This is a genomic window from Oenococcus sp., assembly GCF_047725585.1.
Classification (GTDB): Bacteria; Bacillota; Bacilli; order Lactobacillales; family Lactobacillaceae; genus Oenococcus; species Oenococcus kitaharae_A.
In genome coordinates this window covers 95,680-107,823 of sequence record NZ_JBDNNF010000006.1, presented here as the reverse complement: position 1 = coordinate 107,823, position 12,144 = coordinate 95,680, and the positions used below count along the sequence as shown (strand labels likewise).

The window sequence follows — 12,144 nt, the reverse complement described above, 5'->3', positions numbered from 1 at the left end:
CCCTCGACCTCCCGGGTATGAACCGGACGCTCTAGCCAGCTGAGCTACACCGCGATCGATTGAGCAAGCGCCCAATCGGGACAACTGGATTCGAACCAGCGACCCCCTGGTCCCAAACCAGGTGCTCTACCAAACTGAGCTATGTCCCGAGTAATTCCACCCAGTACACAAACAATCGCTTGCCTGTGCTCAGACGGTCAATTTCTTGACCTATGCACCATGTAGGAGTCGAACCTACAACCTCCTGATTCGTAGTCAGACGCTCTATCCAATTGCGCTAATGGTGCATGTTCTAAACTGCCAACCTACCCAACAGAATTGCCACGTGGGTAAATCAACTGTTTGCTTATCAAGCAAACATGCCGGCGCCCGGGATCGAACCGGGACGGTATCACTACCGCAGGATTTTAAGTCCTGTGCGTCTGCCTATTCCGCCACGCCGGCAACTGCCACGGCAGGTGGCAAAGCGAACGGCGGGACTCGAACCCGTGACCCCCACCATGGCAAGGTGATGTTCTACCGCTGAACTACGTTCGCATATTATTGAGGATAACCCTCTGCCGACTAGAGGGTTCGAACCTCCGACCCCCGCTTTACAAGAGCGGTGCTCTGCCAACTGAGCTAAGTCGGCGATCAACTTTCGGGAAATGATTTCTCATCCCCAATGGACGCTACAGGGATCGAACCTGTGACCCCCTGCTTGTAAGGCAGGTGCTCTCCCAGCTGAGCTAAGCGTCCAATTATTTCATCGCCGTAATGCACGCGACTAAAATATAATACATAATATTTCGACGAACGTCAACATTATTCCAGAAAAATTCTCAAAATTATTCCTTAACCCGCCTAATTCTGCTTAATGCTTCACTCTTGCTGGCATCAATGGTGGCTGCGATCGGCTTAAAAGCGGTCTTCACACGTGTCGATGTCCAGAAATGTTTATAAATATTACGGTTCTCGCCAGGTTTCGGATTAGCATGCGTAACTGGAATGGCTAATTGGCGAAAACTCAGGCTGATTTTATGGCTGTAATCATCAATATCGAGAATAATCGCTTCGACAGGCTGGCCGACGTGAAAATCATCTTTCAAATCGGTAATCCGACCGCTTTTGCATTCGGAAATATGCACGAGTCCCTGGTGCTTGCTGTCCAATTGGACAAACACGCCATAATCCTGAATACCGGAAATGGTTCCTTGAATTTTTTGACCAATTTTGTAATCCATACATAACATTATAGTAAGTTTTCAAAAAAACTGGTGGAAACGATTGTTATACTTAACCGGTATGCAATCTTTAATTGATTTTATCCTCCACATTGATGTTCACTTGGCCAACATCGTCAACAGTTTCGGCATTTGGAGCTATGCGCTGATGTTCTTTATCGTGCTCATAGAGACCGGCGCGGTCATCCTGCCTTTTTTACCCGGTGATTCACTCTTATTTGCCGCCGGTGCCCTCTCAGCCGCTGGTAACAACATTTTAAATGTTTGGGCCCTATGGGCTGGTTTTTTCGCCGTTTCGCTGATCGGCGATTCCCTAAATTACATGATCGGGCACACAATCGGCCAGCGTTTTCTAGCAACAAAGATCGGCAGCCGTTTTATCAAGCCTCAGCAAGTCAAAGATACCGAAAAATTCTATGAGAAACACGGTGCACTCGCGATTATCCTAGCGCGTTACATGCCGATTATTCGAACGCTGGCGCCGTTCGTGGCCGCTACCTCGGATTATTCTTATTTGAAATTCTTGAAATATTCGGTCTTGGGTACCTTTTCCTGGGCAACGATTGCTGTCTGGGCGGGATTCTTCTTTGGCAACATTCCTTTTGTTCATCAGCATTTTACGCTGATTATTCTGGCCATCGTCATCGTCACGCTCCTGCCAGCCGTAATCGCCTTTTTGCACACGAAAATAAGCAGCAAAAAAGCGGAGATTTAATCTCCGCTTTCGTCTTTATTAACCGGATCAATTCGAACGTTGCCCTGATTAATTTCTTCTAAGGCACGTCCAATCGGCTTGACCGACTTATAGGAATCTAATGTAGGTCCGACCATTGTATCCAGTTTTGCAGAAATATCCTGCATCATTTTTTTATCACGATCTGTTGGCTTTTCTTCACGCTTTAATTTCAATAATTCTTCTTTTAAGCGGGGCAGTTCTTCCAACTCTTTTGCACGCTTTGATGCAAGCGCAATTAATTTATAACGAGAATCGACTTTTTCGAGTAATTCGTCGACCGACGGATACATTAAGCTCATGTTAACCCTCCAATATTTTGATATAGCTGTTGGCCAGACGGTTTGCTTTCAGACGCTCTGCGTCAATGATCGTCTGGACCTTTTTTACCGCCTTATCCACTTTATCATTTACGACCGCATAATCATAGTTGGTCATCATTAAAATCTCTTCACGGGCCGTTTTTAGGCGCTGATTAATCACCTCATCAGACTCGGTACCACGTAATTCGAGACGATTTCTTAGCTGCATCAGATCCGGCGGCAGCAGAAAAATCAAAATCGCATCAGGAACTTTGGCACGCACCTGCATGGCACCGTTGACCTCGATTTCCATAAAAACATCCTTGCCCTGGCTGCGCTGCTCGTCAATCCAAGTCTTGGGTGTACCGTAATAACTGTTGACGTATTGTGCATATTCCAGCATCTGACCGTCATTAATCATCTTTTCAAACTGTTCTTTGTTCAAAAAGAAGTAATCCCGGCCGTCGACCTCGCCCCGACGCGGCTTGCGAGTCGTCGCAGATATCGAATAAAGCAGCTCGTGCGGGTTTTTTCTAAATAAAGCCTTTCGGACTGTCCCTTTGCCAACACCGGATGGCCCCGAAAGTAAAAATAACATTCCTCGTTCGTTCATGAAAACTAGTTTAACACTGTCAAACCTTTGGAAGATTTACCAATTCTTAAATATCTGTTTTAAAGGATTTTTATCAGATATTGCATGCTACAAACACCAGAGAGGCAGCTTTTGTTCGCAAACATGGTTGCTATTTAGAACAGGCGTTCGTATATTAATAGTGTTGAGGGAACAGAAAATGCAGAACGCAATCGTAAACAATCAGATCATTAACGGTAAATCATTCAAGAAATTGTTAAAAAATCTCAAGAAAATCATGCCGATCGAAAAAAAAGAACAGCTGGACGCCGATACGATCATCGAACGTTTAAACTTGGCTCTGAGTTTTGACCGCCCGGTGAAGATGCAGATTAATTGTGAAGCTTATTCAGACCGTGTAATGAATTTTTCCGGAAAACTCATCCAGACCAATAATGGCAATCTGCTGATTCAATCTAAAAACGATCTGACCAAAATTCACGCTGCACAAATCCGGCACCTTAAATTGATTCGCGAATAGATCTTTAGAAATAAACCTTCGGGTTTATTTTTTTTGTCCTAAAAGCTGTTGTGCGTTGGCCTTGGACTGGTCGGTAATTTTTTCGCCGGAAAGCATATTAGCAATTGAGAGTATACGCCCCTGGTAATCCAAAGCCTGGATGTTTGTTAATGTCCGGCCCTGATGAACTGATTTTTCAATCTGCAGCTGCTGATCGGCGGCGGCGGCCACTTGCGGCAGATGCGAGATCGAAATAACCTGGCGATGTTCGCTGATCGCCTTCATCTTTTTAGCGATCGCCACAGCAGCTCGTCCGGAGACACCCGTGTCAACTTCATCAAAAATAATCGTCGCCACAGACATTGCATTAGAAAAGACATTGGTCAGAGCAAGCAGAATACGGGAAATTTCACCACCAGAAGCGATCTGATTAACTGGCAGATTTGCTTCACCAGGATTGGTCTGGATCCAAAAATCGACTTCATCCAAGCCGTTAGCTGTCAGCTTCTTGGTTTCTTGGACATGAATTTGAAAAACGGCCTCGCCTAAAAGCAGGTCAGACAAGTTTTCCTGGATTTGTTTTTCTAGGCGGGCAGCTGTTTGCAAGCGCATGTCGTGCAATTGATTAGCTAGCTGAATGGTTTCTTTGCGCAAGGCCTGAAAACGTGTCTGCTTTTCTTGTCTGTCCTGATCATAATTCGATAAGGTCGTGATTTCTTTTTTAATCTCGGCCAAATAGTCAACCAAATCGTCGCTGCTGCGGTGATATTTACGCTCGGCCGTTCTTAATTCACTGATTCTGTCAGCCACTTGCTGGGCCTCTTGATCATCAAAAGCAAGATCTGAAAAACGGACTTTCAAATCACGGGCCAGTTCCTGCAAGTCCAGGTAATTAGATTCCAAGGCGGCCGATGATGACGCATAGCTGTTATCAATACTGCTTAAAGACCGCAAATTCGTCAAAGCATCGTCTAGCATGGTTAGAGCTGAATTATCTTGGGAATCATCCAAATCATGAACCGCCGTCGATAGCAGTTCGTAAATCTTTTCGAAATTCTTGATTTGTTTATCTCTTTGCTGCAGCTGTTCTAATTCGTTGGGCTGTATCTTCAAGTCGCCAAGTTCTTGCGCTTCAAAAGTCAAAAAGTCCAAACGGCTCTGACGGTCGCGTTCATTCTGGTCTTGTTGGTTTAGTTCTCTTCTTAACTGAGCATAATCCGAATACTTTTCTCTATAATGCTTGAGTTGTTCGGAAAAATCAGCCGATCCGAAACGGTCAACCAATTCCGCCTGCAAATCGCTGTCCAGCAATTGCCGATTGTCAAACTGCGCCGAAATTTTAATCAGGTTTTGGCCGATCTCAGTCAGCTGTTTTAATGTCAGTAGGACGCCATTAGCGGAAATGAGATTATGCCCTTTACGATTAATTTCTCGCCGAATGATCAGCTGATCATCTTTTTCGATACCAAAAGCCGTTAAATCCTGCTCAGGAAAATCAAAGACGCCTTGAATCGTCGCCTTCTCTTCGCCCTTTCGAATCATCGAGCTCGCTGAACGCTCGCCAACCAGCAGACTGAGTGCATCAATAATGATCGACTTGCCAGCGCCGGTCTCCCCAGTCATGACCGTAAATCCATTATCAAAGTCAATTTGAGCATCATCAATGATGGCGAAATTTTTAATTGATAAATTATTTAGCATCTGTAAGAATTGTACGAAATTTTCAGCCCTTTAATGAAGACTTCTGATAACTATTGAAAATAGTTTTCCGGCTGTTGGCCAAAAAAGAAGCAAAATCAACTTTTGTATCACTCTTATTCAAATAAAGCAGAAATTCTCGGTTGCCATCCCCACCTTTGATTGGCGAACTGGTAAAGGCCGCTGAAAAAAAACCGAGCTGCTGTGCATGCTTAACCAGATTTTCAAATGCTTCCCAGACTGGCCGTGCGTGTTTGACAATCCCTTTTTTGCCGATATTCTCTTTGCCCACTTCAAATTGCGGTTTGAATAAGGCAATTAGTTCCCCTTCAGCAGTGAGAATCGGAAACAAGGCCGGCAGAATCAGATTCAAGGAAATAAAGGAAACATCAATCACCGCACGCGTCGGAAACTGTTTCTCAAAATCCGATTTTTTGGCGTAACGGAAATTATAACCCGGCATATTTTTAACACGCGGGTCCTCTTTTAAACGGTCAATCAACTGATCATGACCAACATCCACTGCATAGACAAGCGTCGCACCCTGCCTGAGCGATACGTCCGTAAATCCGCCAGTTGATGCACCAACATCAATAACCGTCTGACCCTCTAATTGAAAATGGAAGACGCGAACGGCCTTTTCAAGTTTTAAAGCTGCCCTGGAAGCAAAATCTGACAATTCAGCCGTTAGATGAAAAGGAGTCTCGTTTTCAACAAGATAGCTGCTTTTATTAAATATACGACCCTGCTGATCGGCAACAATACCGGCTTTGATGGCTTTTTGTGCCTGTGTGCGGCTAGAAAATAAACCAGTCGTCATTAAATAATGGTCTAGGCGGATAGGAAATTCGGTCATAGCTGATCCAATAAATCAGTCAGAACAGAATGCTGGAAATTTGGTATCTTTTCAATCGCTTCCCGTGCAGCTTTGACATGTTCGGCGAGTTCTGCCCGGCTGCCATCAACACCAGCCAATTTAGGGAAACTATTTTTATGTTCTGCTTTATCCTGTTCGATATCTTTCAAATCATCTTTAATTTGAAAAGCAATTCCCAGATTAGCACCATACACATTCAGATAGCGGAGTGCATTTTCCGGCAACCCAGCAAGAATACCGCCAGCTGTTGCTGCATAAGTCATCAAAGATCCCGTCTTCATTAAATGCACAAATTCTAAATCTTCGACAGACTGCACTTTCTCTTTGGAAAAAAGATCATACTGCTGGCCACGTACCATATTATCCGGGCCAGCGGCCAAAGCCAGACTATAGATTAAACGCAAACGCAAACTGTCTGGTATTGGCAAATCAGCCAGCTTTTTGAAAGCTTCTGTCAAAAGGCCATCACCAACCAAAACGGCATTGCCGACACCATAAGCTTTCCAAACACTGTCCTGGCCGCGCCGCTTGCTATCATTATCCATTTCGGGCAAGTCGTCATGTACCAAAGAATAAGCGTGCACAAATTCGACTGCCGTAGCTGCCTTGATCGCAGTATCATCAATCACTTTGCCGGCAGCAGCATAAACGGCCAAAGTAATCAATGGCCGCAAACGTTTTCCCGCTGAGTTCAGCGCATAGGAAATCATATCGAAAATGTCATCATCGCGATCTGAAAAATAAGCCTTCAGTTCCTGATTAATTTTTGGCAGATAGCGATCTGAAAAAACCTCAAACTTCATTTTGGTCTCCTTTGCGTTCAGAATCGAGATTCAATTGACTGAGATTTTCATCAATTGTTTTCTGCGAGTCGTCGAGATATTTTTTTAAATCCGTCGAAATCTTGACTCCCTGCTGAAAATTTTTTAAAGCTTGGTCAATCGGCAAATCGCCATTCTCTAAGCTGGAGACCAGCTGCTTAAGATCCTTCATATTCTTCTCAAAATCAAATGCTTCTGTCATGGTTGATCTCCTTTACTTCTGCTAACGCCAATCCCTTGGCGAAAATGATTTTCAGCTGGTCTTTGCTTTGAAGCTCCTGACTATCTTTGACTGCCAGGCCATCTTTGAAAGTGACAGAAAAGCCACGATCCAAGACCTTTAGAGGGCTGAGGGCGTCTAATTTGCCAACTAAGTTCAAAAATCCCTGATTGGCCCGCTGAAAATGATTATTAAAAGCTGAAAGCATCTGCAGATTCAGATTTTGCAGTTTTTGTTCGTGGTTGATAAAAACCTGGTCAAAGGATTTTAAAGCGGCCGAATTCGCTAAATAATCGAATTGTGTAACGGCATTTTTAAAGGAACGACGGATATTGTTCGACATCGACACAGTCATTTGATTGAGAATGGCTTGATAATCCGAAATCGCAGGTGTTACTTTGACACCTGCGGCAGTCGGTGTTTCCACACGATAGTCTGCCGCTAAATCCACCAAAGTGACATCAGTCTGGTGACCAATGGAAGAAATAACCGGCTTTGAAAGATTAGCAACCAACCGAACTAATTGCTCATCATTAAAGGGCCACAAATCCAGCATCGAGCCGCCGCCTCTAGCAATAATAATGGCATCGGCATCAGATTGGTCGGCTTGTTTGACAGCAGCTATTAACTCAGCGACCGCCTTATCTCCCTGCACGACTGATTCATATAGCTGAATGGCCAGATTCGGATTTCGATGACCGATCGTGGATTGTATGTCATGGATAACTGCACCAGTCTTTGAGGTCACAACGGCAACTTTTTTTGGAAAAAAAGAGAGCGGTTTGACCGGTTTATTAAACAGCCCTTCCTTAGTCAGGCGATTTTTAATCTCAGCCAATTTCAGATAAAGCTCGCCAAGACCAGCTGGCTGCATAGATAACACAAGCAGCGAGGCATATGCACGTTTTTCATAGAGACGGACACTGCCGGTCAAATTAACCTTATCCCCGGATTTGAAATCAAAAGAAAGACGACGCAAAACAGTTGGCGAGACGTAAGCCCGGATTGACGACTCATCCTCATCCCTAAGATCAAAATAGGCCGAAAAGCCGGAAACCTTGTAACCAAAAATTTCGCCAGTGACCGAAACCTGTTTCAGATAAGGATCACGGCTGAATTTGGCACCCAGATATCGATTGAGCGCGCCAACAGTTAAAAATTCTTGTGCTTGATCATCATCCATAAGCGGTTAAGAGACAAAATGAGCCAAGACCCCATTAACAAATTTGCCATCGCTGTCATCACCAAAATTTTTGGCCAATTCAGTCGCCTGATCCAGAGAAACTTTATTTGGAATATCGATTCTCTGAGTTAATTCAAAAAGGCCGATCTGCAGTGCAACGTTGGCCGTCTTTGAAATCCGGTCGTATGACCAATCGTCCTTTAAAAAAGGCTCATATTGGGCCTCGAGTTCTTTATGTACCGCAACAACACCATCAACCAATTCATCAAAATAATCATCTCGGGTGTTCTGCTGAAACAAGGTCGATTTTAATAATGCTCGATCCTGCTCCGAATTCACTTCCAAAGCAAAAATTGCTTGAAAGCTAAGTTCTCTAATTTGTTGACGTGATAAATTCAAAATATTAGTTTTCTTTTTTCTCGTTTTTTTTGTCAGTAACCGCTGCAGTCTTTTTAACTGCGCGTTTGCGTGTTGCTGGCTTTTTAACAGCCTTAACAGGCTCAGGCTTTGCCTCTTCAAAAAGATTGTTAGGATCGATTTCCGGCTTCGCATCCTTATCATGTAACAGACTGGAAACAACGACATCAACATCCGAAATCTTCAAATCAGTGGCTGCAGAAACAGCTGATTTGACTGCATTCTGGATTGCCAAAGCTGTTTTCGGAATATTAACGCCATATGTGAACACAGCATAGACAGTAAACAAAAGATCGCCGCCCTCATTTTGTTTGACGACAACACCTTTTGTCTGCTGATATTTTTTTGTGAAGAAAAACCCGGAAAAACGCTCTTTAGTCTGTGCTTGCAAACTAATGACGCCATCAACCTCTTTGGCTGCAATTGACGCAATTGTCTCTAGAGTCGATGAGGAAATCTTTGTCTCACCATCGAGCTTACTACCGCCAAGAACGAAATATTTTGCTTCTTGGGCTTTTGCCATTTTAAGCACGCTCCTTGTATGAACCGCCATCAGCTGTATTAACAACCAATTTATCGCCGGCATTAATGAAGTCCGGTACGGTAATAACCAGACCTGTCTCCATTGTAGCTGGTTTGCCGCCGCCATTCACAGTTGCACCCTTAATTGAAGGCTGAGTATCAGTCACGGTGAGTTCAACTGTTACAGGCAATTCAACATCCAAGATTTCATCATGATAAGAGGTAACGCGAACTTCCATATTTTCCAATAGGAACTTCAAAGAGTCTTTGATTTTCTCACCAGGAATTTCCAGCTGATCGTAGGTCTCTGTATCCATGAAAACATAGCTATCGCCGTTTGCATATAAATACTGCATCGGACGAGTTGTGATATCGGCCAATTCCATTCGCTCGCCGGCACGGAAAGTAACCTCGTTAACAGCACCAGTCCGTAAATTTTTCAGCTTCGAACGAACAAAAGCACCACCTTTACCTGGCTTGACATGCTGAAATGACAATATGCGCCAAATTGCTTTGTTATATTCAATGGTTAAACCGTTCTTAAAATCTGATGTATCAATAGCCATATTATTCTCACTTTCTACTTAACTGTAATATTTTATCATTGCTCAGACAAAATTTTCGGGATTTTGGAATTCTGAAGGAAATTCAAACCTTTCGAAGTAGTCAAAAATATCAGTCAGAGACTCTCCGTGAAAAACATATCTCATATCAACCGGCGGAACAAAACCCCGCTGTACTGACTCTTCGATCCAATCCCAAAAAGTATCGTAAAAGCCGTCAATATCAAATAGAGCCAAAGGTTTTTCATGCAAGTCGATTTTTGCCCAGCTAATTGTCTGCGCAATCTCTTCCATAGTACCAAAACCGCCGGGTAAAGCGATAAAAGCGTCCGATTCTTGCAGCATTAGTTGTTTACGCGTGTTCATATCGGAAACTTCTACCAATTCTGTAATCTGACCGGCCGGTATTGAGAACTCTGCTAGATTCTTGGGCGTCACGCCTAAGACCTGGCCGCCATTTGCCATGACTGTTTTTGCAACGAGACCCATCAGCCCTTCCTGCCCGCCGCCATATACAAGCCGATAACCATTTTCAGCCAAATAACGTCCTAATTCTTCAGATCTTTCCTTAAAAATAGGGTCGTTCCCGCTGGCCGATCCCATAAAAACGCCAACCGAACTAATTTGATTGATTTTCGACATAATTTAATGTTAACCCGTGCCTGATTTTTTTGCTATACTGGATCTTAGCTACTGGTTCATTTTAATGAACTATTCGTGGACAAAATATTTTTGATAAAAAGGAATTTGCAATATATGTCAGAAAATGATCAAAGCGTAGAGAGCTTTGCGCATAAAGTTAAACTTGAAAATAATGAAGTCGGAGTGATGGCTCTTGGCGGACTTGGCGAAATTGGAAAAAACACCTACGCCATCCAATATCAAGACGAAATCGTCGTGATTGATGCCGGTATCATGTTCCCTGAAGACGATCTTTTAGGAGTCGATTACGTGATTCCGGATTATAGCTATCTGGTTGAGAATATAGAAAAGGTCAAAGCACTTGTGATTACTCATGGACATGAAGATCATATCGGTGCTATTTCCTACTTCTTGCGGGCTGTAAACGTTCCTGTCTATGCACCACCATTTGCCATGGCGCTGATTAAGGGCAAGCTAGAAGAACATAACCTGTTGAAGAAGACAGAGCTGCATGAGTTCCATCCCGATGATCATTTCGATTTTGGGAAAATGCAAGTAGAATTTTTCCAGACGACCCATTCAATCCCTGATACTGTTGGTGTAGCAGTGCATACGCCAGTCGGTACAATTGTCGAGACCGGAGATTTTAAATTCGATTTGACACCTGTCACTAAGCAATTCCCCGACATTCAGAAAATGGCCAAGATCGGCCGCGATGGTGTTCTGCTGCTGATGTCAGATTCGACGAACGCTGAAAAGCCTCAATTTACCAAATCTGAGGCTTGGGTCCAAAAATCAGTCGAGCGCATTTTTGGCCGTGTCACTAAGGGCCGCATTATTTTTGCTACCTTCGCGTCTAATGTCAGCCGTGTGAAAATGGCGATGGAAGCCGCTGTCGAACATGGTCGTAAGATTGCTGTTTTCGGTCGTTCCATGGAAACAGCTGTGACTAATGGTCGCGAGCTTGGCTATTTGAACATTCCGGACGAATATTTGCTAGAACCGAGCGATTTGAAAAATACGCCGGCTGACGAGACACTGATCTTATCAACTGGGTCGCAAGGTGAACCCATGGCTGCCCTTGCACGAATAGCAAATGGCACACATAAACAGATCAAACTTCAGCCTAATGATACGGTTGTCTTCTCTTCCAATCCAATCCCAGGCAACACGGCTTCCGTCAATAAAGTTATCAATGAACTAGAAGAAGGCGGTGCCCATGTCATCTATGGTGCTCTGAATAACATCCACACTTCCGGTCATGGTGGTCAAGAAGAACAAAAGCTGATGCTCGAATTAATGAAGCCTAAATTCTTCATGCCGATCCATGGCGAATACCGGATGTTAAAAATTCATAGCGGTTTGGCTCAATCCACTGGTGTCCCTGAAGATCACATTTTCGTGATGGACAACGGTGATGTCTTGGCATTGGATGGCGAACATGCTCATCCAGCCGGCCACTTCTCTGCTGAAGACACCTATGTTGATGGTGGCGGCATCGGTGACGTTGGCAGTGCTGTTTTGCATGAGCGGCAAAAGCTATCCCAGGATGGGCTGGTCATTGTGACAGCCACAATCAATATGCAGACCAAAGAAATTCTTTCTGGCCCGGATCTTTTGAGCCGCGGCTTTGTCTACATGCGTGAATCCGGTGATTTGATCAATGACGGCCGACGCGTTGCCTTTGGCACTATTCGAAAAGCCATGTTGGCAAATAACGCAGATGAAGGATCAATCAGACAAGCGGTCATTGATGAGCTCAGTCACTATCTTTACAAGAAAACGGCTCGTAAGCCGATTATCATCCCTGTTTTGATTCAAGTAAAATAAGGATAAGAAAAAAAGACCTGAT

The 12,144-nt window shown here is 44.0% G+C and carries 15 protein-coding genes and 6 tRNA genes; 3 read left to right on the top strand and 18 right to left on the bottom strand.

Annotated features, from left to right (window positions below; translation table 11 throughout):
• Positions 1 to 75 precede the first annotated feature (75 nt).
• The 7 genes from ABF487_RS08040 to ABF487_RS08010 all read right to left on the bottom strand — a co-directional run bounded on the left by ABF487_RS08040 (position 76) and on the right by ABF487_RS08010 (position 1,223).
• Positions 76 to 149: transfer RNA gene (locus tag ABF487_RS08040), tRNA-Pro, on the bottom strand.
• A gap of 64 nt (positions 150 to 213) precedes the next feature.
• Positions 214 to 287, bottom strand: a tRNA-Arg gene (locus ABF487_RS08035).
• Positions 288 to 360: 73 nt separating this feature from the next.
• Positions 361 to 444: transfer RNA gene (locus ABF487_RS08030), tRNA-Leu, on the bottom strand.
• A 21-nt stretch (positions 445 to 465) separates the two neighbouring features.
• Positions 466 to 537: transfer RNA gene (locus ABF487_RS08025), tRNA-Gly, on the bottom strand.
• A gap of 21 nt (positions 538 to 558) precedes the next feature.
• Positions 559 to 631 (bottom strand) — tRNA-Thr (locus ABF487_RS08020).
• 34 nt (positions 632 to 665) lie between these two features.
• Positions 666 to 738: transfer RNA gene (locus tag ABF487_RS08015), tRNA-Val, on the bottom strand.
• An 89-nt stretch (positions 739 to 827) separates the two neighbouring features.
• A complete protein-coding gene (locus ABF487_RS08010) occupies positions 828 to 1,223 on the bottom strand; it encodes a CvfD/Ygs/GSP13 family RNA-binding post-transcriptional regulator (protein ID WP_263779141.1) in 396 nt (131 codons plus the stop codon).
• A 61-nt stretch (positions 1,224 to 1,284) separates the two neighbouring features.
• On the opposite strand from ABF487_RS08010, the gene ABF487_RS08005 reads away from it, so the two are divergent.
• Positions 1,285 to 1,938, top strand: a complete 654-nt coding sequence (locus ABF487_RS08005) for a VTT domain-containing protein (RefSeq protein WP_263779142.1) — start codon at positions 1,285 to 1,287, stop codon at positions 1,936 to 1,938.
• On the opposite strand, the gene rpoZ is transcribed toward ABF487_RS08005, so the two are convergent.
• Together rpoZ and gmk are read right to left on the bottom strand one after the other, a co-directional pair.
• Positions 1,935 to 2,258, bottom strand: a complete 324-nt coding sequence (gene rpoZ / locus ABF487_RS08000; protein WP_007746146.1) for a DNA-directed RNA polymerase subunit omega — start codon at positions 2,256 to 2,258, stop codon at positions 1,935 to 1,937. The two genes, ABF487_RS08005 and rpoZ, sit on opposite strands and share 4 nt — an antisense overlap.
• Before the next feature lies 1 nt (position 2,259).
• Positions 2,260 to 2,871: a guanylate kinase gene (gene gmk, locus ABF487_RS07995; RefSeq protein WP_415633958.1), complete on the bottom strand. Its 612-nt coding sequence runs from the start codon at positions 2,869 to 2,871 to the stop codon at positions 2,260 to 2,262.
• 178 nt (positions 2,872 to 3,049) lie between these two features.
• Here gmk and ABF487_RS07990 point away from each other — a divergent pair, with 178 nt between their 5' ends.
• On the top strand, positions 3,050 to 3,370 hold the full coding sequence (locus ABF487_RS07990; RefSeq protein WP_007746144.1) for a hypothetical protein: 321 nt from the start codon (positions 3,050 to 3,052) through the stop codon (positions 3,368 to 3,370).
• 24 nt (positions 3,371 to 3,394) lie between these two features.
• Here the strand turns inward: ABF487_RS07990 and recN are convergent, their stop codons facing one another.
• The 9 genes from recN to ABF487_RS07945 are packed head-to-tail and all read right to left on the bottom strand — an operon-like array spanning position 3,395 to position 10,292.
• A complete protein-coding gene (gene recN, locus ABF487_RS07985) occupies positions 3,395 to 5,050 on the bottom strand; it encodes a DNA repair protein RecN (protein WP_415634974.1) in 1,656 nt (551 codons plus the stop codon).
• Positions 5,051 to 5,072: 22 nt separating this feature from the next.
• A complete protein-coding gene (locus ABF487_RS07980) occupies positions 5,073 to 5,903 on the bottom strand; it encodes a TlyA family RNA methyltransferase (RefSeq protein WP_415634973.1) in 831 nt (276 codons plus the stop codon).
• Positions 5,900 to 6,727, bottom strand: a complete 828-nt coding sequence (locus ABF487_RS07975; protein WP_007746141.1) for a polyprenyl synthetase family protein — start codon at positions 6,725 to 6,727, stop codon at positions 5,900 to 5,902. The genes ABF487_RS07980 and ABF487_RS07975 overlap by 4 nt, the downstream gene beginning before the upstream one ends.
• A complete protein-coding gene (xseB, locus tag ABF487_RS07970; RefSeq protein WP_007746140.1) occupies positions 6,717 to 6,947 on the bottom strand; it encodes an exodeoxyribonuclease VII small subunit in 231 nt (76 codons plus the stop codon). The genes ABF487_RS07975 and xseB overlap by 11 nt, the downstream gene beginning before the upstream one ends.
• Positions 6,931 to 8,148, bottom strand: coding sequence for an exodeoxyribonuclease VII large subunit (gene xseA / locus ABF487_RS07965; protein WP_415634972.1), 1,218 nt, complete (start codon positions 8,146 to 8,148; stop codon positions 6,931 to 6,933). Before xseA ends, xseB begins: the two co-directional genes overlap by 17 nt.
• Before the next feature lie 6 nt (positions 8,149 to 8,154).
• A complete protein-coding gene (gene nusB / locus ABF487_RS07960) occupies positions 8,155 to 8,547 on the bottom strand; it encodes a transcription antitermination factor NusB (RefSeq protein ID WP_415634971.1) in 393 nt (130 codons plus the stop codon).
• A gap of 4 nt (positions 8,548 to 8,551) precedes the next feature.
• A complete protein-coding gene (locus ABF487_RS07955) occupies positions 8,552 to 9,088 on the bottom strand; it encodes an Asp23/Gls24 family envelope stress response protein (protein ID WP_263779149.1) in 537 nt (178 codons plus the stop codon).
• A 1-nt stretch (position 9,089) separates the two neighbouring features.
• Positions 9,090 to 9,653 carry an elongation factor P gene (efp, locus tag ABF487_RS07950; protein WP_263779150.1) on the bottom strand — a complete coding sequence of 188 codons (564 nt, stop codon included), beginning with the start codon at positions 9,651 to 9,653 and terminating at the stop codon, positions 9,090 to 9,092.
• 42 nt (positions 9,654 to 9,695) lie between these two features.
• Positions 9,696 to 10,292, bottom strand: a complete 597-nt coding sequence (locus tag ABF487_RS07945; RefSeq protein WP_007746134.1) for a TIGR00730 family Rossman fold protein — start codon at positions 10,290 to 10,292, stop codon at positions 9,696 to 9,698.
• Between the two features lie 114 nt (positions 10,293 to 10,406).
• On the opposite strand from ABF487_RS07945, the gene rnjA reads away from it, so the two are divergent.
• Entirely contained in the window at positions 10,407 to 12,122 is a 1,716-nt protein-coding gene (gene rnjA / locus ABF487_RS07940; protein ID WP_415626121.1) for a ribonuclease J1, read from the top strand.
• Positions 12,123 to 12,144 lie beyond the last annotated feature (22 nt).

What these genes read in the sequence shown, in the direction of transcription:
- ABF487_RS08010 (WP_263779141.1), bottom strand. Translation starts at nt 1,223, where the DNA reads ATGGATTACAAAATTGGTCAAAAAATTCAAGGAACCATTTCCGGTATT.
- ABF487_RS08005 (WP_263779142.1), top strand. Translation starts at nt 1,285, where the DNA reads ATGCAATCTTTAATTGATTTTATCCTCCACATTGATGTTCACTTGGCC.
- rpoZ (WP_007746146.1), bottom strand. Translation starts at nt 2,258, where the DNA reads ATGAGCTTAATGTATCCGTCGGTCGACGAATTACTCGAAAAAGTCGAT.
- gmk (WP_415633958.1), bottom strand. Translation starts at nt 2,871, where the DNA reads ATGAACGAACGAGGAATGTTATTTTTACTTTCGGGGCCATCCGGTGTT.
- ABF487_RS07990 (WP_007746144.1), top strand. Translation starts at nt 3,050, where the DNA reads ATGCAGAACGCAATCGTAAACAATCAGATCATTAACGGTAAATCATTC.
- recN (WP_415634974.1), bottom strand. Translation starts at nt 5,050, where the DNA reads ATGCTAAATAATTTATCAATTAAAAATTTCGCCATCATTGATGATGCT.
- ABF487_RS07980 (WP_415634973.1), bottom strand. Translation starts at nt 5,903, where the DNA reads ATGACCGAATTTCCTATCCGCCTAGACCATTATTTAATGACGACTGGT.
- ABF487_RS07975 (WP_007746141.1), bottom strand. Translation starts at nt 6,727, where the DNA reads ATGAAGTTTGAGGTTTTTTCAGATCGCTATCTGCCAAAAATTAATCAG.
- xseB (WP_007746140.1), bottom strand. Translation starts at nt 6,947, where the DNA reads ATGACAGAAGCATTTGATTTTGAGAAGAATATGAAGGATCTTAAGCAG.
- xseA (WP_415634972.1), bottom strand. Translation starts at nt 8,148, where the DNA reads ATGGATGATGATCAAGCACAAGAATTTTTAACTGTTGGCGCGCTCAAT.
- ABF487_RS07955 (WP_263779149.1), bottom strand. Translation starts at nt 9,088, where the DNA reads ATGGCAAAAGCCCAAGAAGCAAAATATTTCGTTCTTGGCGGTAGTAAG.
- efp (WP_263779150.1), bottom strand. Translation starts at nt 9,653, where the DNA reads ATGGCTATTGATACATCAGATTTTAAGAACGGTTTAACCATTGAATAT.
- ABF487_RS07945 (WP_007746134.1), bottom strand. Translation starts at nt 10,292, where the DNA reads ATGTCGAAAATCAATCAAATTAGTTCGGTTGGCGTTTTTATGGGATCG.
- rnjA (WP_415626121.1), top strand. Translation starts at nt 10,407, where the DNA reads ATGTCAGAAAATGATCAAAGCGTAGAGAGCTTTGCGCATAAAGTTAAA.